The 19,161-nt window shown below is 45.5% G+C and carries 16 protein-coding genes and 1 other annotated feature; of the genes, 15 read left to right on the forward strand and 1 reads right to left on the reverse strand.

Translation table 11 applies throughout. The features are described from left to right. Positions 1-140 precede the first annotated feature (140 nt). The 8 genes from hemA (at position 141) to ysxE (ending at position 9,894) form a co-directional block, all read left to right on the forward strand. Positions 141-1,508: a glutamyl-tRNA reductase gene (gene hemA, locus GXP75_RS11620; RefSeq protein WP_214913790.1), complete on the forward strand. Its 1,368-nt coding sequence runs from the start codon at positions 141-143 to the stop codon at positions 1,506-1,508. A 7-nt stretch (positions 1,509-1,515) separates the two neighbouring features. After that, complete coding sequence (locus tag GXP75_RS11625; RefSeq protein WP_061572647.1) at positions 1,516-2,346, forward strand: cytochrome c biogenesis protein; 831 nt, start codon at positions 1,516-1,518, stop codon at positions 2,344-2,346. Positions 2,347-2,383: 37 nt separating this feature from the next. Then, entirely contained in the window at positions 2,384-3,325 is a 942-nt protein-coding gene (hemC, locus tag GXP75_RS11630; RefSeq protein ID WP_242556857.1) for a hydroxymethylbilane synthase, read from the forward strand. Then, positions 3,315-4,106, forward strand: coding sequence for a uroporphyrinogen-III synthase (locus GXP75_RS11635; protein ID WP_242556858.1), 792 nt, complete (start codon positions 3,315-3,317; stop codon positions 4,104-4,106). The genes hemC and GXP75_RS11635 overlap by 11 nt, the downstream gene beginning before the upstream one ends. Further along, positions 4,103-5,077, forward strand: a complete 975-nt coding sequence (gene hemB / locus GXP75_RS11640; RefSeq protein WP_242556859.1) for a porphobilinogen synthase — start codon at positions 4,103-4,105, stop codon at positions 5,075-5,077. The genes GXP75_RS11635 and hemB overlap by 4 nt, the downstream gene beginning before the upstream one ends. Positions 5,078-5,105: 28 nt before the next feature. After that, positions 5,106-6,398 carry a glutamate-1-semialdehyde 2,1-aminomutase gene (gene hemL / locus GXP75_RS11645; protein ID WP_106043966.1) on the forward strand — a complete coding sequence of 431 codons (1,293 nt, stop codon included), beginning with the start codon at positions 5,106-5,108 and terminating at the stop codon, positions 6,396-6,398. 132 nt (positions 6,399-6,530) lie between these two features. After that, positions 6,531-8,834, forward strand: a complete 2,304-nt coding sequence (locus tag GXP75_RS11650; protein ID WP_396022463.1) for a LysM peptidoglycan-binding domain-containing protein — start codon at positions 6,531-6,533, stop codon at positions 8,832-8,834. A 31-nt stretch (positions 8,835-8,865) separates the two neighbouring features. After that, positions 8,866-9,894 carry a spore coat protein YsxE gene (gene ysxE, locus GXP75_RS11655; RefSeq protein ID WP_242556861.1) on the forward strand — a complete coding sequence of 343 codons (1,029 nt, stop codon included), beginning with the start codon at positions 8,866-8,868 and terminating at the stop codon, positions 9,892-9,894. 19 nt (positions 9,895-9,913) lie between these two features. On the opposite strand, the gene GXP75_RS11660 is transcribed toward ysxE, so the two are convergent. Further along, a complete protein-coding gene (locus GXP75_RS11660; RefSeq protein ID WP_061572654.1) occupies positions 9,914-10,105 on the reverse strand; it encodes a hypothetical protein in 192 nt (63 codons plus the stop codon). A gap of 167 nt (positions 10,106-10,272) precedes the next feature. Further along, positions 10,273-10,492: a binding site (T-box leader), on the forward strand. A 59-nt stretch (positions 10,493-10,551) separates the two neighbouring features. On the opposite strand from GXP75_RS11660, the gene valS reads away from it, so the two are divergent. From valS to mreB, 7 genes are all read left to right on the forward strand, one after another. Next, positions 10,552-13,194, forward strand: a complete 2,643-nt coding sequence (gene valS / locus GXP75_RS11665) for a valine--tRNA ligase (protein ID WP_242556862.1) — start codon at positions 10,552-10,554, stop codon at positions 13,192-13,194. Positions 13,195-13,252: 58 nt separating this feature from the next. After that, positions 13,253-14,551: a bifunctional folylpolyglutamate synthase/dihydrofolate synthase gene (locus GXP75_RS11670; RefSeq protein WP_242556863.1), complete on the forward strand. Its 1,299-nt coding sequence runs from the start codon at positions 13,253-13,255 to the stop codon at positions 14,549-14,551. Positions 14,552-14,704: 153 nt separating this feature from the next. Beyond that, positions 14,705-15,451 carry a prepilin peptidase gene (locus GXP75_RS11675; RefSeq protein WP_242556864.1) on the forward strand — a complete coding sequence of 249 codons (747 nt, stop codon included), beginning with the start codon at positions 14,705-14,707 and terminating at the stop codon, positions 15,449-15,451. A gap of 133 nt (positions 15,452-15,584) precedes the next feature. Beyond that, positions 15,585-16,601 (forward strand): SPOR domain-containing protein, encoded by a 1,017-nt coding sequence (locus tag GXP75_RS11680; RefSeq protein ID WP_242556865.1) that lies wholly within the window; start codon positions 15,585-15,587, stop codon positions 16,599-16,601. Positions 16,602-16,747: 146 nt separating this feature from the next. Beyond that, positions 16,748-17,317, forward strand: a complete 570-nt coding sequence (locus GXP75_RS11685; protein ID WP_061572659.1) for a Maf family protein — start codon at positions 16,748-16,750, stop codon at positions 17,315-17,317. Positions 17,318-17,351: 34 nt separating this feature from the next. After that, positions 17,352-18,047, forward strand: a complete 696-nt coding sequence (gene radC / locus GXP75_RS11690) for a RadC family protein (RefSeq protein WP_003325238.1) — start codon at positions 17,352-17,354, stop codon at positions 18,045-18,047. Positions 18,048-18,138: 91 nt separating this feature from the next. Next, positions 18,139-19,152 (forward strand): cell shape-determining protein MreB, encoded by a 1,014-nt coding sequence (gene mreB, locus GXP75_RS11695; RefSeq protein ID WP_003325239.1) that lies wholly within the window; start codon positions 18,139-18,141, stop codon positions 19,150-19,152. The last annotated feature ends 9 nt before the right edge of the window (positions 19,153-19,161 follow it).

The following is a 19,161-nucleotide window of genomic DNA, read 5'->3' on the forward strand; positions in this document are numbered from 1 at the left end:
CTTTTTATAATATAGCATAACATTTTTGAAATCTGTTCACATTTTCTAAAAGAAACTATGTTATAATCATTATAAATAATGAATTCTATGTTAGAATGATTATAAATAAAAGTTGGGTGTTGGGGGTGCAATAAAAGGCTATGCATATTCTTGTTGTGGGAGTAGATTATAAATCAGCCCCAATTGAAATACGTGAAAAAGTAAGTTTTCAGCCGGATGAGCTGGCAGAAGCGATGCTTCAATTAAAAGAAGAAAAGAGCATTCTAGAAAATATCATTGTGTCGACCTGCAACCGCACTGAAATTTATGCGGTCGTGGACCAGCTTCATACCGGCCGTTATTATATAAAAAGATTTTTAGCCGAGTGGTTTGGGCTAAGCAAAGAAGATCTATCGCCGTTTTTAACCTTTTATGAAAGCGATGCGGCTGTAGAGCATTTATTCCGGGTGGCCTGCGGACTTGATTCCATGATCATCGGCGAAACACAGATTCTCGGTCAAGTTCGTGCGAGTTTTAAGGCGGCCCAAGAAGAGAAAACGATTGGCACCGTTTTCAATGCGCTGTTTAAACAGGCTGTAACGGTGGGCAAACGGACACATGCTGAAACAGACATCGGCTCAAACGCGGTTTCAGTCAGTTATGCTGCCGTTGAACTTGCAAAGAAAATCTTCGGCACTCTTTCCGGGAAGCACATTTTAATTCTCGGTGCGGGAAAAATGGGCGAGCTGGCCGCTGAAAATCTTCACGGGCAAGGAATCGGCAAGGTGACTGTCATTAACCGAACTTATATGAAAGCAAAAGAACTTGCAGACCGTTTTTCCGGAGAAGCGCAAAGCTTGAACCAGCTTGAAAGCGCGCTGTCAAAAGCCGATATTTTAATCAGTTCTACTGGGGCGAATGATTTTGTCGTGTCAAAAGAAATGATGGAACGGGCGAATAAACTTCGAAAAGGGCGTCCGTTATTTATGGTGGATATCGCTGTGCCGAGAGACCTTGATCCTGCTTTAAGCGATGTCGAGGGCGTTTTCCTTTATGACATTGACGACCTTGAAGGAATCGTCGAAGCCAACTTGAAGGAGCGCCGTGAAACAGCTGAAAAGGTTGAACTGTTTATTGAAGCGGAGATTGTTGAGTTTAAACAATGGCTGAATACACTCGGTGTGGTTCCGGTCATTTCGGCGTTGCGAGAAAAGGCGCTTTCCATTCAATCAGATACAATGAACAGCATTGAACGAAAACTGCCCCATTTGAGCACGAGAGAGAAGAAATTGCTGAATAAACATACAAAAAGCATTATTAATCAAATGCTCCGTGATCCGATTTTGAAAGCGAAAGAGATTGCGGCTGAGGCTGATTCAGAGGAAAAGCTTGCTTTGTTCATGCAAATTTTTGATATTGAAGAAGCATCAGGGCGGCAAACGGAGAAAAGCGCGGATGGCCGTCAACCGGTCCATACGTTTAAACAGGCTGAATCAAAAGCGGGCTTTGCCCCACTTGTAAGTGAGTGAAGGCTCAATGATTGATACAGCAATGGCAAGACTTAATGAGGGCACCATTGTCATTTATGCACTTAGCGTACTCTTTTATTTTATAGACTTTCTTCAACACAACCGGAAGGCTGGGAAAATGGCCTTCTGGTTGCTTTCTATTGTCTGGACTCTTCAAACTGTCTATCTATCCTACTTTATGTGGGTGACAGGAAGGTTCCCGGTCTTAAATGTGACAGAAGCCCTTTATTTTTATGCGTGGGTGCTTGTCACCTTGTCTCTTGTGCTGACAAAGCTTTTGCGTGTGGACTTTATTGTGTTTTTTACTAACGTTATCGGGTTTTCTATGATAGCCATTCATACGTTTTCACCGACGGAGCAGCATTCTGCGGCTTTTTCCGGACAGCTTGTCTCGGAGCTTTTGGTTATCCATATTACAATGGCGATCCTCTCATACGGGGCCTTTTCGCTTTCCTTTGTGTTTTCAGTGCTTTACCTATTTCAATACAATTTGTTGAAAAAGAAAAAGTGGGGAAAATGGCTGCTGAGGATTGAGGATTTATCAAAGCTCGATTATATGGCATATGTTCTGAATGTCATCGGGGTTCCGATGCTTTTGCTGAGCTTGATTCTCGGCGTAATTTGGGCGTATGTCTCGATTGAAACGCTGTATTGGTTTGACGCCAAGGTGATGGGCTCGTTTATCGTGCTGCTTTTATACAGCTACTACTTATATATCAGATTGATTAAAGAGCTTCAGGGAAAAGTAGCAGCGCTGTGGAATACTGCTTGTTTTCTCGTGCTGATGATTAATTACTTTCTGCTCGGAAGCCTGTCGCAATTCCATTGGTTCAGCTAAAATAACGGTTCCCAAACAGATTCGGGAGGAAAGATAAATGAGAACGATTAAGGTAGGTTCCAGACGGAGCAAACTCGCGATGACCCAAACTAAATGGGTGATTAAAAAACTGGAGGAAATAGATCCCTCCTATACATTTGAAATTAAAGAAATTGTGACGAAAGGCGACCGTATCCTTGATGTCACATTGTCAAAAGTGGGCGGCAAAGGGCTGTTTGTGAAAGAAATCGAGCAGGCGCTTTTGAACGAAGACATTGATATGGCGGTCCACAGCATGAAGGACATGCCGGCTTCATTGCCGGAAGGTCTTACTATCGGGTGTATCCCGAAACGGGAGGACCCGCGTGATGCGCTGATATCAAAACGTCATCAAAAACTTTCTGACATTAAGGAAGGCGGAGTGATCGGCACAAGCAGTCTGAGAAGAAGCGCTCAGCTGTTAGTCGAGCGTCCGGATCTTACAATTAAGTGGATTAGAGGCAACATAGATACGAGGCTTCATAAGCTGGAAACAGAGGATTACGATGCGATCATTTTAGCGGCCGCCGGTCTGTCCAGAATGGGCTGGAAGGATGATGTCGTCACGGAATTTCTCGAGCCGGAGCGCTGTCTCCCTGCTGTCGGCCAAGGCGCGCTTGCGATTGAGTGCAGAGAATCGGATGAAGCGCTGCTGCGGCTGTTCTCTCAATTTACCGACGAATATACAAAACGCACTGTATTAGCCGAAAGAGCCTTTCTGAATGCAATGGAAGGCGGCTGTCAGGTACCGATCGCCGGTTATGCGACAATAAATGATCAAGATGAAGTCCAGTTAACAGGGCTTGTCGCTTCACCTGACGGAAAAACGATTTTCAAAGAGAAGGTGGCTGGGAACGATCCTGAAGAAATCGGCAAACGCTGTGCGGCGCTTATGTCGGATAAAGGAGCCAAAGCATTAATCGATCGTGTCAAACAGGAGCTTGATCAGGATGCGGAGTGATGATCTTCCTTTAGAAGGAAAGACCGTACTTGTCACCCGCAACAAAGCGCAGGCGGCTTCGTTTCAACAGAAAGTGGAGGCGCTCGGCGGATCGGCTGTTTCAGCTTCGCTTATTACATTTCAGAAAGCTTTACCCAATGAATATGCAAACAAGCTTCAAAAGGATCTTTCTGAACCGGGATGGCTTGTCTTTACCAGTGTAAACGGCGCTCAATTCTTTTTTTCCTACCTGAAGGAAAACGGACTGCCTCATCCGGTGCAGAAAAAGATTGCCGCTGTCGGGGAGAAGACAGCCAGGTACTTGCAAACCCGTCATGTAACGGTGGATGCAATGCCGGATACATATATTGCGGAGTGCTTGGCTGACACATTAAAGCAGCATGCATTAATAAGTGAGCGGGTCACGGTCATAAAAGGCAATTTATCACGGGGTGTGATAAAAACAGAGCTGGAGCCTCTTGGTTTTCAGGTCAGAGAATGGGTGTTGTATAATACCGTTCCCGATGAACAAGGCATAGCTGAGCTGAGACAAGCTGCTGGCCGTTCTTCATTTGATTATATTACATTTACAAGCTCATCCTCTGTGCATACATTTATGCACGCGCTGGGAAATGGAGAAAGAGTCTGGGAGAATGACAGGACGAATTATATCAGCATCGGCCCTTTAACACAGGAGGCACTGATGCAGTATGGCATTTCGTCTCATATCCCCGAGACATTCACGGTAGAAGGAATGCTGACATTGATGTGCAGCATGTCAAGAAAGGAAGGATTAAGATGAACCAAACGTTTAACAGACACCGCCGTTTGCGCGCAAACGCAAGTATGAGAGAATTAGTAAAGGAAACACGTTTGCATCCGTCGGATTTTATTTATCCGATTTTTGTCGTGGAAGGGCTTGAGGGAAAAAAAGCCGTCCCTTCAATGCCGGACGTTTATCATGTATCATTAGATATACTGAAGGACGAAATGGCTGAGCTTGTCAATCTCGGCATTAAGTCTGTCATCGTATTCGGAATCCCTGAAGAAAAAGACAGCTGCGGCACTCAGGCTTTCCATGATCACGGAATTGTGCAAAAAGCCATTGCTGAAATCAAAAAGCATTTCCCTGAGCTTATCGTCATCGCTGATACTTGTTTATGTGAGTATACGGACCACGGGCATTGCGGCCTTGTCAAAGAGGGGGAAATTCTGAATGATGAATCACTTGAGCTGTTAGCGCAAACCGCGGTAAGCCAAGCTAAAGCGGGTGCGGACATTATTGCGCCATCAAACATGATGGACGGCTTTGTCGCAGCTATCAGAGAAGCGCTCGATCAAGAAGGATTCGTCAATATTCCGATTATGTCTTATGCTGTAAAATATTCAAGTGAATTTTACGGCCCGTTTCGTGATGCGGCTGACAGCACACCGCAATTCGGCGACCGTAAAACGTATCAAATGGATCCTTCCAACCGTCTGGAAGCGCTTCGTGAAGCGGAGTCAGACGTTGCCGAAGGCGCAGACTTTTTAATCGTCAAGCCGTCTATGTCTTATTTAGACATCATGCGTGACGTGAAAAATCAATATAACCTTCCGCTTGTGGCTTATAATGTAAGCGGGGAGTATTCGATGGTGAAGGCTGCGGCACAAAACGGCTGGATCAAAGAAAGAGAAATGGTGTTAGAAATTTTAACAAGCATGAAGCGTGCAGGAGCGGACCTTATTATGACGTACCATGCAAAAGACGCAGCCAAATGGCTTGCGGAGTAATTATTTCATTTGACGGGAGTTGAGGCAGATGAGAAGCTATGAAAAATCAAAAGCCGCTTTTAAGGAAGCTCTAAAACTAATGCCGGGCGGGGTGAACAGCCCTGTGCGCGCCTTTAAATCAGTAGATATGGACCCTATCTTTATGGAGCGTGGAAAAGGATCAAAAATCTTTGACATTGATGGAAACGAATATATTGATTATGTCCTGTCTTGGGGTCCTTTAATTCTGGGGCACACAAACGATCAGGTTGTGGAAAGCCTCAAAAAAGTCGCTGAATATGGGACGAGCTTCGGCGCTTCGACAGAGGTGGAAAATGAGCTTGCGAAGCTGGTCATAGACCGTGTGCCTTCATTGGAAATTGTTCGGATGGTCAGCTCGGGAACCGAAGCGACTATGAGTGCACTCCGTTTGGCAAGGGGTTATACGGGAAGAAATAAAATTCTCAAATTTGAAGGCTGCTACCACGGGCACGGCGATTCTCTGCTTATTAAAGCGGGTTCCGGTGTAGCGACGCTCGGTCTGCCTGACAGCCCGGGGGTTCCGGAAGGCGTGGCAAAAAATACAATTACTGTGCCGTACAATGATATGGAAAGTGTTAAACTTGCTTTTCAAGAGTACGGTGAAGATATCGCCGGTGTCATCGTTGAGCCGGTAGCCGGAAATATGGGAGTTGTTCCTCCGCGTGAAGGCTTCCTTCAAGGGTTGCGCGATATCACTGAACAGCACGGCTCGCTGTTGATCTTTGATGAAGTCATGACCGGATTTAGAGTGGACTACCAGTGCGCGCAAGGCTATTTTGGAGTGACGCCCGATTTGACATGTTTAGGCAAGGTCATTGGCGGCGGGCTTCCTGTCGGCGCGTATGGCGGAAAAGCGGAAATCATGGAGCAGATTGCACCAAGCGGTCCGATTTATCAGGCCGGCACGTTATCAGGCAACCCGCTCGCTATGACCGCGGGGCTTGAAACGTTAAAGCAGCTCACTCCTGACTCCTATAAAGCATTTATCAAAAAAGGCGACAGATTGGAAGAAGGCATTTCAAAAGCGGCTGAAACTTACGGGATTCCGCATACGTTTAACCGCGCCGGTTCGATGATCGGTTTCTTCTTTACTAACGACCCTGTCGTTAACTATGAGGCAGCCAAATCATCTGATTTGAAGCTGTTCGCCAAGTATTATAAAGGAATGGCAAACGAAGGTGTGTTCCTCCCGCCATCACAGTTTGAGGGACTCTTCCTGTCGACTGCGCATTCTGATGAAGACATTGAAAAAACAATCCAAGCGGCTGAAAAAGTATTTGCTGAAATCAGTCGGGCGTAATCTATGCATAACCGGTATAAGGCCTTCCTTGTACCGGTTTTTTCTGTATTCCCCATTCATATTTCCCCCCCTTCAGACATACACCTTTAGTGACATCTAATTTTAAGGATTAGGTGAAAGGAGGATATGAACTTGCCGCATAATCATCGTTTGCAATTTTCTGTAGAAGAATCAATCTGTTTCCAAAAAGGACAGGAAGTTTCTGAATTACTTTCTATTTCATTAGATCCTGATATTAGGGTGCAGGAAGTAAATGATTACGTATCAATCAGAGGATCGCTAGAACTTACAGGTGAGTACAACATAGATCAAAGCAGAGATTTTGAAGAACTGATTACGGAAAAGCGGTTTGTAGAGGAAGTCAGGACAAGAGAGGACGGAACGGCAGAGCTGACCCATTGCTTCCCTGTTGACATCACCATTCCAAAAAATAAAGTGAGCCATTTAAATGATGTGTTTGTGTTTATTGATGCGTTTGATTATCAATTATCAGAGTCACGCCTTTTAACCATCCAAGCTGATTTAGCCATTGAGGGTCTGCTTGATGAAAATGAGATCAGGCAGCCTGAAGCTCCTCTGTATGCTGCGCCGGAATTTTTGCAGGACAAAGATGAGGATAACCATACATCTGAGTCGCCGTCACTAAATAATCGAGAGCCAGAAACTGATGAAAATCAAGCGGAAGACTCCGCCCCGCCGGATCCAGAAGCTGTACTTCGTCAAGAGTCGGAAGAAGCAGAAGAGAATGCAGCGGAAGATTTCGCATCGCTCGCCCCAGAAGCGGGTCTGCGCCAACAGTCGGAAGAGGGTACGGAAAATTCCTTATCCCCGTCCCCAGAGATTGAATTGCGTCAAGAGGTCAAAGAAAAAGAGAGGGCAGCAGAAATCTCTTCCTCGCCGCCTGAACCAGCACTGCGTCAAGAGACGGAAGAAACAGCGGAAATGAGTGCAGCAGAAGAAGCTGCGCCGCCGGTTAGAGAAGCAGAGCTGCACCAAGAGGCCGAAGCAGAAAAGCAAGCAGGAGAAATCACTGCCACGCCGCCTGAAACAGTACTGCGTCAAGAGACTGAAGAAAAAGCGAAAATGAGTGCAGCGGAAGAGGCCACGCCGCCGGTTCGAGAAGCAGAGCTGCGCCAAGAGGCCGAAACAGAAAAGCAAGCAGGAGAAATCACTGCCACGCCGCCTGAACCAGCACTGCGTCAAGAGCCGGAAGAAACAGCGGAAATGAGTGCAGCGGAAGAGTCCTCGCCGCCGGTGCCAGAAACAGAGCTGCGTCAAGAAGCCGAAGCAGAAAAGCAAGCAGGAGAAATCACTGCCCCGCCGTCTGAACCAGCACTGCGTCAAGAGTCGGAAGAAACAGCGGAAATGAGTGCAGCGGAAAATGTTGCGCCGTCGGTGCCAGAAGCAGAGCTCCGTCAAGAGGCCGAAATAGAAAAGCAAGCAGGAGAAATCACTGCCACGCCGCCTGAACCAACACTGCGCCAAGAGCCGGAAGAAACAGCGGAAATGAGTGCAGCGGAAGAGGCTGCGCCAGTGCCAGAAGCAGAGCTGCGCCAAGAACCGGAGGAAAAAGAAGAGAAGGCTGCGGAAGTTTACTCCGCGCCGCTGCCTGAGACTGTACTGCGTCAAGAGGCGGAAGAAGAAGCAAGTGTAGCGAAAATCACTGCCCCGCCGCTGCCTGAGGCTGCGCTACGCCAAGAATCGAAAGAAGAAGCGGAAGCGTCTGCTCAGCCGGCTTCTGAGCCAGTGCTTCGCCAAGAGGAAAAGAAGGAGCTTGAACCGCTTCTGCGCGTCGGCACGAAAAAACGTTCGGAGGAAAAGACTGATTCGGAATCTGAACCTAGTCTGCATGCCGAACAGGAACCATCTGATAAAGCGGGTGAGAATAGCTTTGCGGAAAATCAGTCATTGACTGAAGAGCCTGAGGCAGACCTGACACCTGCTTATCGCGCATTTTTACCTGAACATGAACCAGAGGAACACTCACTCTACTCAGCGCCTAAGCTATTAGAGGAGAAAGAGGAAGAACGAGAGGAAGCCGGTTTTGAAATCGAAGTGAGAAAAACATCATCAGCTGAAAAGGCCGATGAAGAGTTTCATCCTGAATTTTCCTTTCAGCTGTCCCATACGCCAGAATCGGGAAGTAAAGAACCGGCGGCTCATACAAAAAGAGTGCCAACAGCTGAAACGGAGGAACCGCAAGCTAGAGAAAATAATAATTCTCTCTATTTAACAAAACTTTTCACAAGAGAAGAAGAAGAGTTTTCAAGAATGAAAATATGCATTGTTCAGCAGCAGGATACGATTGAACGTGTGTGTGAACGGTATGATATCAGCTCACAGCAGCTGATCAGAATGAATGCTTTATCATTGGATGCAGATTTAGAAGAAGGGCAGATTCTCTATATACCGGAATACAACAACAGCCATGCATAAATCCGAGTGATTTGAAAATGTGGTGAATGGAATGGAAGATGTCCAAACGGTTCTTGCGGAATATGGGCTGACAGCGGAATTTATAGAACCTGTCAGTCCGCGTGTATGTAAAGTGTATACAAATTACGGGATTTTTGCGCTGAAACAGCTCGAAGTGAAACGAAGCAGGCTTTTTACAGATCAAATGCTGGCGCTGGAGGAAAAAGGTTTTCGTTCTTTTGTACCTATATACAGAACGAATTCGGGTGAATTTTTTTCAGGCGGTATGCAGACTCGGAATGTTTATTATTATTTGATGCCTTGGCTCCAATATGATCAAGCGGAAGAACGGGATCAAAAGCATGAATATCTGTTTAGAGAAACTGCGCGTCTTCATGAGAGGACTGTGCAGGAAATCAAAATCAGCGGCGAGGATATTAGACACCATTATGAGAACACGAAGAAAAAGTGGGAGAATGAAAAGCTAAGTTATGAGCAGTTTGTAGATCAGGCAGAAAAAGAATGGTACCTTTCACCGTTTGAACTGCAGGCTGTCACATGTTTTTCCGAAACGATCTCTGCTGTGAACTTTGCGATTGACCGGCTTGGAGACTGGTATGAAGCCATGAAGGAAAAGAGTGATTACAGAATTGTCATGAATCATGGGAGCCTGTCAATCCATCATTTTTTGTATAACGATGCGGGATCAGGCTTTTTTACAAATTTCGAGAAAGCCTCTGTCGGTCCGCCTCAAAATGATTTGATCGGCTTTTATGAGAGAACGTTCAGAAGCTATCCTAAATCTTGTCCGGAGTGTCTTGACTGGTTTTATACGTATCATAAAGCTTTTCCTCTATATGAATCAGAAACCAGCCTTTTTCTCAGTTATATGGCTTACCCCGCTGCTTTATATAAAGTGCTGAACCGCTACCAAACCAATCAAAGGCTTCATGAAAAAGAGGAATGCGCCCATTTGCTGAGGGCTTATTGGCAGATGAAAAATACGGAACCCTTCGTTATGAAGGTTCATCAGATTGAACAAGAGAAAAAATTTCAAACTGAAAACGGGTCTGCGTCTTAATGGCGCGGACCCGTTTTGATTACAGCCACTCCAAATGAAACGCGCAAGCGAAAAATATTAATATCCCGAGCAGCAAAACATCAAAAGTTGTCGGAAAGATGATAGTCCTGATTGCTTGAAAGACTGCTATCGGAATAATGACTTGCGCGGAGGCGTGACGTATCTGTCTGACCCACGGCGGCAACGAATATGAGTTGATTTTTTTTCTCACAATGTATCCCCCTCTTCGTATATGCAAGCATCATATGTAACCTTGGGCGATGGGTGCATGCCCATTTTTGTATAGGCAGACGGGTTTTTGGAAAAGATGATTGACGAATAGAAAACACTTTTACTATAATAAAGAGCATAAATGAAGTATATAACGAGCTGATATATACACCTGCTTGGAACGGGAAGAGTACAAAAAAGACGCATGCAGAGAGAGAAGCCGCTTGCTGAAAGGCTTCTTATGACAGTCTTATTGGAAGGTCGCCCGGGAGCAAAATTTCTTGAACTCGAGTAGAGAAATTCGGGGCGCACCCGTTATCCGTTTAAGTGCATGAATGTATTGTTCATGAAAAAAGGTGGTACCGCGAAAGAGCTTTTCGTCCTTTACAGGGATGAAGGGCTCTTTTTTAGTTGCTCAGCCATTTCTAAACATGCTGGAGGGTTACGATGGAAACGAATGAACAAACAATGCCGACGAAATATGATCCGGCGGCAGTTGAAAAGGACAGATATGATTTTTGGTTAAAGGGAAAATTCTTTGAAGCAAAAAACGATAAAACAAAAGAGCCTTACTCTGTGGTTATCCCGCCGCCAAACGTAACAGGCCGGCTTCACTTGGGTCATGCGTGGGATACGACGCTGCAGGACATTGTGACACGGATGAAACGGATGCAGGGCTATGACGTTCTGTGGCTTCCGGGGATGGATCATGCCGGGATCGCCACTCAGGCTAAGGTTGAGGCAAAGCTGCGTGAAGAGGGCACAAGCCGCTATGATTTAGGCCGTGAGAAATTCCTTGAAGAAACGTGGAAGTGGAAAGAAGAGTACGCTGAATTCATCCGCAGCCAGTGGGCGAAAATGGGCCTTGGCCTTGATTATTCACGTGAGCGCTTTACGCTAGATGAAGGCTTAAATAAAGCTGTGCGAGAAGTATTTGTGAAGCTTTATGAAAAAGGCTTGATCTACAGAGGGGAATACATCATCAACTGGGACCCTGCGACAAAGACTGCGCTATCCGATATTGAAGTCATTTACAAAGACGTTCAAGGCGCTTTCTATCATATGAGCTATCCGCTGTCTGACGGATCAGGAACAATTGAAATCGCCACAACCCGCCCTGAAACGATGCTTGGCGATACGGCAGTGGCGGTCCACCCTGAAGATGAACGCTACAAACATCTTATCGGGAAAACGGTCATTCTGCCGATCACAAACCGAGAAATTCCGATCGTCGGAGATGATTATGTCGATATGGACTTTGGTTCAGGCGCCGTTAAAATTACGCCTGCGCATGATCCGAATGATTTCGAACTCGGCAATCGACACAATTTAGAACGAATTCTTGTTATGAATGAAGACGGCACGATGAACGAAAACGCTTTACAATATAACGGCATGGACCGTTTCGACTGCCGCAAAACGCTAGTTAAGGATTTGCAGGAGGCCGGCGTCCTGTTTAAAATCGAGGACCATATGCATTCTGTGGGACATAGTGAACGGAGCGGCGCAGTTGTCGAGCCATACCTATCAACCCAATGGTTTGTACATATGCAGCCCCTTGCCGATGCAGCAATTAACTTGCAGGAAAAAGAAGAAAAAGTGAACTTTGTTCCTGACCGCTTTGAAAAAACGTATTTGCACTGGATGGAAAATATCCGCGATTGGTGCATATCCCGTCAATTATGGTGGGGACACCGCATTCCAGCTTGGTATCATAAAGAAACCGGAGAAGTGTATGTCGGTCTGGAAGCGCCGGAAGACAGACAAAATTGGGAGCAGGACAATGATGTGCTTGATACGTGGTTCAGCTCAGCGCTATGGCCGTTCTCGACAATGGGCTGGCCTGATATCACTGCGGAAGACTTCAAACGATATTACCCGACGGACGTTCTTGTAACAGGGTACGATATCATTTTCTTCTGGGTGTCTCGTATGATTTTCCAAGGAATTGAATTTACTGGTGAGCGTCCGTTTAAAGATGTCTTAATTCATGGTTTAATCCGCGATGAACAAGGCAGAAAAATGAGTAAATCGCTTGGCAACGGTGTCGATCCGATGGATGTCATTGATCAATACGGCGCTGATTCACTGCGTTATTTCTTAGCGACCGGAAGTTCACCGGGCCAGGATCTTCGTTTCAGCTATGAAAAAGTGGAATCAACATGGAATTTCGCCAATAAAATTTGGAACGCCTCCCGTTTTGCTTTAATGAACATGGATGGCATGACTTACGATGAGCTTGATCTCTCTGGCGAAAAAACTGTGGCAGATAAATGGATATTAACGCGTTTGAATGAAACGATCGAGAGCGTGACTCAACTCGCTGACAAATATGAATTCGGTGAAGTCGGACGCCATTTGTACAACTTCATATGGGACGACTTCTGCGATTGGTACATTGAAATGGCGAAGCTTCCGCTGTACGGTGAAGATGAAGCCGCTAAGAAGACAACCCGTTCAATTCTTGCTTATGTGCTAGATCAGACGATGCGTCTGCTTCACCCGTTTATGCCGTTTTTAACGGAGGAAATTTGGCAGCACCTTCCTCACGAAGGGGAATCCATTACAGTCAGCGCATGGCCTGTTTCAGTACCGGAACATACCGACACAGAAGCGGCAGCGGATATGAAGCTTCTCGTAGAGCTTATCCGTTCTGTGCGTAATATCAGAAGCGAAGTCAATACGCCGATGAGCAAGCAAGTCGAGCTGTATATTAAAACAAGCACAGAAGAAATCGCAGCACGCCTTGAAGCGAATCGCTCATACGTTGAGCGTTTTACGAATCCGAGTATGCTGAAAATCGGCATTGATATCGAGTCTGCCGATAAAGCAATGACAGCTGTAGTGACTGGTGCAGAGGTCATTCTCCCGTTAGAAGGGCTGATTAACATAGATGAAGAAATCGCCCGTCTGCAAAAGGAATTCGATAAGCTGACAAAAGAAGTCGAACGTGTCCAAAAGAAACTTGGAAATGAAGGCTTTATCAAAAAAGCTCCTGCACACGTCATTGAAGAAGAACGTGAAAAAGAAAAAGATTATGTGACAAAACGCGATGCTGTTCAAGCAAGAATGGCTGAGCTGAAAGGCTGATAAAAGCCGGGGCGGTTTCTTCGGAAGCCGCCTTGTCCTATAAAAAGAGGGGATTTAAGTGTTTACTACCTATGAGGAAGCGATAAGCTGGATTCACGGGCGCCTGAAATTCGGCGTAAAGCCCGGAATTGAGCGAATGAAACGGCTGATGAAAGGCCTGGAGCATCCTGAAAAAAAGATCCGCGCTCTGCATGTGGCGGGGACAAATGGAAAAGGGTCCACCGTGGCGTTTATCCGTTCATTTTTACAGGAAGCAGGTTATTCAGTCGGAACTTTTACATCACCGTTTATCATCACATTTAATGAACGGATCAGTGTGAACGGCGCACCGATTTCTGACGGGGAATGGACTATGCTTGTCAATGAAATAAAACCCCTTGTCGATGAGCTTGACCAAACAGAACTTGGGCCTCCTACAGAATTTGAAATCATTACGGCCTGTGCGTTCCTATATTTTGCAAAGCACAGCTCTGTTGATTTCGTTATTTTTGAAACCGGTCTGGGGGGAAGATACGACTCCACGAACATTGTCGAGCCGATTTTAACTGCCATTACGAGCATCGGGCATGACCATATGAATATTTTAGGAAACTCTATAGAAGAAATCGCCGGCGAAAAAGCGGGGATTATTAAAACAGGGATTCCGATCATTACGGCCGTTGCGCAGCGGGAAGCCTTGCGGGTGATCCAAGACGAAGCCGCTGAAAAATCAGCCCCGTTTCAGTCTTTGCATGAGACTTGCACTCTTTTTGACGAAGAAGCACTGTCTTCAGGCGAACGCTTTTCATTGAAGACCGGCGAAAAGCTGTATGAAGAGATGCAGACATCCTTAATCGGGACACATCAAAGACAAAACGCCTCTTTAGCGATATTGGCTGCCGAGTGGCTTAACAGACAAAAACAGGCAAGCATCAGTGACGCGGCATTACGGCAAGGATTAAGGAAAGCAGCATGGCCGGGCAGATTTGAGCTCGTGAAGGAAAATCCTTCTGTGTATCTGGACGGCGCACATAACAAAGAAGGAATCGATAAACTGATTGAGACGGTTAAGCAGCGGTTTAGCGATAAAAAGGTAAACATCGTATTCAGTGCTTTAAAGGATAAGCCTTTTTACGAAATGATCAAAGCTATGGAAGAGGTTGCACATTCCATCCATTTTGCGTCCTTTGATTTTCCGCGGGCATCCCTTGCCAAAGACCTTTATGATGCAAGCGATATATGTAATAAAACCTGGGATGAGGATCCTGACCATGTGATCAAATGGATAGAAAGCAAAAAAGAAGATCCAAATGAAATTATCATTGTCACCGGTTCCTTGTATTTTATCTCTGACATTAGGAAAAGAATAATATCATAGCGGTTATTCTTATGAACCGGCAGAACAGACAGGCTATCTGTCTATTTTGCCGGTTTTTTCATGGTGAAATTCTCATTTTGTACATGAAGGGTAAAGTGGCTTTCTATGCTACAATCCACACCAGAACTAAAGACAGAAAAGGTGTGTTGTTTAATGGTTTTTGTCATGTTTATCCTTGGTCTCATATTCGGGTCCTTTTTCTATGCGGCAGGCTGCCGTATCCCCTTACAAATCTCCATTATAAAACCGCGCTCATCCTGTTCATTTTGCCGCCATCCGTTGTCTTATGCTGAATTAATCCCGGTTTTCTCTTTCTTTCTGCAAAAAGGCAGATGTAAAAGCTGTTCACAAAAACTGTCGTTGATGTATCCGGCAGCAGAGCTTTGGACAGCATGTTTGTTTACGGCAGCTTATCTGCGTTTCGGTTTATCCGGGGAACTTGTTGTTGCGCTGCTGCTCATATCCTTGCTGAGCATTATCGTGGCTTCAGATATTCACTATATGCTGATCCCCGACAGCGTTCTGGTGTTTTTTCTCCCTTTTTTGATAGCAGGAAGAATGATTGCACCGCTTCATAATTGGTATGATAGTTTATCAGGAGCCGCAGCCGGTTTTTTCATGTTGGTCTTGATTGCCATACTCAGTAAAGGAGGAATCGGGGGCGGCGATATTAAGTTATTTGCCGTTTTGGGGATCGCACTTGGTGTTAAAATGCTGATCGCAGCCTTTATCCTTGCTGTCTTTATAGGTATGCTGTACGGTGCATGCGGTACGCTGTCAGGAAAGCTCGATCGTAAACAGCCGATCCCCTTCGCCCCTGCGATAGCTGCCGGAAGCTTGGTGAGTTATCTGTACGGTGAAGAAATATTATCACTCTATGTCAAAATCGCCATGTTCTGACCCCGCTGAAAAATTTGACGAACGGTTTTTGGACAAGGCGACAAAAGTCTTGTTCTTTTTTTTTTCGCCTATGCTAAAGTGTGAAGCATGAAAAGTCCATAGAACGGTCAAAGAAAGCGAGGGGGAAGTGAAAATGAGAAAACGGAAAAGCAAAAAAAACGGAAAAGCTTCAGAAAAAGCCCTTAAGGTGACGATTAACGGAAAAGAAGAAACTGTGTTTGAAGATGATCATTCAGAAGAAAAGCAGGACAAATCCGTAACTTTTTCTAATTGGGAGGAAAGAAGGAAGGCAGAACAAGAGATCGCGGCTTCCCAGGAAGAGACATCAAAGATTGACGAAGATGAATTCAACTGGGATTCTCAAGAGGATGAAGTGTTTAAAGAAGACCCGAAAGTTGTTCCGCCGTATAAAAAGAAGAAAAAAGCAGGGGCTCCCTTGCAATCTAAAAAGAAAACAGGAACGGGCAAGCCTGTGAAAAGACTGGTCACAACTGTCGCGTTTGCAGCGGTGTTAGGAACAGGGCTGGGTCTTTTTGCTTTAAATCTTTCTGGAAATAAAGAAGCGTCGGCACCCGCGGCGGCAAGCCAAGGTTCACAAGGGCAAACAGCGAAAGCGGGAGATGCGGCGGCAGATAGTCAAACTGGCAGCGGTGCAGAGCAAACGGGCCAGGCGGACGGTACATACAAAACATATGCTGTGCAAGCAGGTAAATTCTCTTCTGAAACAGGGGCCGAAACGTTAGCCAAGCAGCTGACCGAAAAAGGGTACTCAGCCGTTTCTTTATCAAAAGATGACGGGTATACCTATGTGATAGCCGGTCTAGCAGCGGAAAAAGATATGTCGCAAAAATTAGGACAATCGTTAATTGATAATGATTTTGAAGCATGGGGAGGAAAAGAACTGTCCTTGTCCATAGATCAGGGTATGACGGATTCCTTCAAGGAAACATCAGAACTCTCAGCGAAAGCCATTATTGGCAGTGAAGTGCCAAAATCGAGTGTGGAGAAAATAGAAAAATCGCTCAGCAAAACAGATGCGGATAAAACAGAACAAAAAGAAGCGATCCTTCAGGCTTTAAAGGAATTAGAAGACCCAAGTGCGGAATCCGGCTGGAAAGCCCAGCAGCTTTTGTTGGGACTAATCAAATAAATGAATGCCAGAGCTGCGTCCTTGTGACGGGCTTTTTTCATTTTGTCATGAAAAAGTTATTTTTCTGAAATTGTGGTTAACTCTATCATTTGGTAGTATAAACAAGTATCTTTTTTTCTTAAGCAAACCCTGAAAGGATGACTATCATGACAAAGCGGCTTATTCTGGCATCACAATCTCCGCGAAGAAAAGAACTCCTCAATCTTCTCCAGCTGTCCTACAGCATTATCGTCAGCCAAGTGGAGGAAAAATTAAACCGAAACCTTTCACCGGAAGAAAACGTCCAATGGTTGGCAAAACAAAAAGCTGAAGCTGTAGCTAAGGATTATCCGGATGCTGTCGTTATCGGCGCCGACACGATTGTCTGCCTGGACGGCGAGTGCCTCGGCAAACCTCGAGATAAAGAAGATGCGGCCGATATGCTGCGGAGGCTTTCGGGCCGAAACCATGTTGTATTGACAGCCGTCAGTATCCAATCTCATGATCACAGCGAAACTTTCTATGAAACAACTGAAGTAACGTTCTGGCCGCTTAGCGAAGAGGACATATGGACTTATATTGAAACGAAAGAACCGATGGATAAAGCAGGTGCGTACGGCATTCAAGGAAAAGGCGCGCTTTTTGTAAAAAAAATAGACGGGGATTATTATTCAGTCGTAGGGCTTCCAATATCGAAAACGATGAGGGTCCTGAAAGATTTTGATATAGAGGCCTGATTTTCAAAACGAGAAGGGGAAGACAAAGGGGGGCTTGATCATTCATGATCTGCCGTTAAAACTCAGAGATTTCCCGGAAAAAGAAAAACCAAGAGAACGGCTGCTCCAATACGGGGCTGAAAACTTAGCCAACAATGAATTGCTCGCCATTTTGTTAAGAACAGGTACAAAAAAAGAATCTGTCATGGACCTTTCAAATCGGCTTCTGCACTCATTTGAAGGTTTGCGTCTGCTAAAGGAAGCCTCTGTTGAAGAGCTTTCCGGCATCTCAGGAATCGGCTTAGTGAAGGCTGTTCAAATTTTGGCAGCCATGGAGCTGGGCAGCCGCATCCATAAACTTGCCAATGAAGAAAAATACGTCGTCCGTTCCCCGGAAGACGGGGCAAACTTCGTGATGGAGGACATGCGTTTCTTAACCCAAGAGCATTTTGTCTGTTTATATTTAAATACAAAAAATGAAGTCATCCATAAACGCACTATATTTATCGGAAGTCTGAATTCATCTATTGTCCATCCCCGGGAGGTGTTTAAAGAAGCTTTCAAACGCTCAGCCGCTTCCTTCATCTGCATTCATAATCATCCTTCCGGCGATCCTACTCCGAGCAGGGAAGATATTGAAGTCACAAGACGGCTGTTTGAATGCGGAAATTTAATCGGCATTGAACTGCTTGACCATTTAGTCATCGGCGACAAAAAATTTGTGAGTTTAAAGGAAAAAGGATATTTGTAACACTTTTTTTTTCGTTAAATTAAGCTATAATAGAGTTTATGAGTTTTTCCCTTTAGGGTATTTTTGCTTTAAGAAAGGAAGATACATACATATGTTTGGAATTGGTACAAGAGACCTTGGTATAGATCTTGGAACAGCGAATACGCTTGTGTTTGTAAAAGGTAAAGGAATTGTTGTGAGAGAGCCGTCAGTTGTGGCGCTGCAGACGGATACGAAGTCAATCGTCGCCGTCGGGAATGACGCGAAAAACATGATCGGGAGAACGCCGGGAAATGTTGTGGCCCTTCGTCCTATGAAAGACGGCGTTATCGCTGACTATGAAACAACGGCAACAATGATGAAATATTACATCAATCAGGCCATTAAAAATAAAGGCATGTTTGCGAGAAAACCCTATGTCATGGTTTGTGTCCCTTCAGGCATTACAGCGGTCGAGGAACGCGCTGTCATTGATGCAACAAGACAAGCCGGAGCTCGCGACGCTTACCCGATTGAAGAGCCGTTTGCTGCTGCGATCGGTGCGAATCTTCCTGTTTGGGAACCTACAGGAAGCATGGTCGTTGATATCGGAGGCGGCACGACGGAAGTGGCGATTATCTCCCTCGGAGGCATCGTAACGTCACAATCCATCCGTGTCGCAGGTGATGAAATGGATGACGCGATTATTAGCTACATCAGAAAAACATACAACCTGATGATCGGAGACCGCACCGCTGAAGCGATTAAAATGGAAATCGGATCTGCTGAATCTGCCGAAGAATCAGACAAAATGGAAATTCGCGGCCGCGACTTGCTGACTGGCCTGCCGAAAACGATCGAAATTACAGGAAAAGAAATTTCTAATGCATTGCGGGATACCGTATCTACCATTGTTGAAGCGGTGAAAAGCACGCTTGAAAAAACACCGCCGGAGCTTGCTGCCGACATCATGGACAGAGGAATTGTATTAACCGGAGGCGGGGCCCTTCTCCGCAACCTTGACAAAATTATCAGTGAAGAAACAAAAATGCCGGTTCTGATCGCCGAAGACCCGCTTGATTGTGTTGCAATCGGCACAGGAAAAGCACTGGAGCATATCCATCTTTTCAAAGGGAAAACAAGATAATCGGGAGTT

The sequence above is a fragment of the Bacillus sp. HU-1818 genome (assembly GCF_022695965.1).
Taxonomy (GTDB): Bacteria; Bacillota; Bacilli; order Bacillales; family Bacillaceae; genus Bacillus; species Bacillus atrophaeus.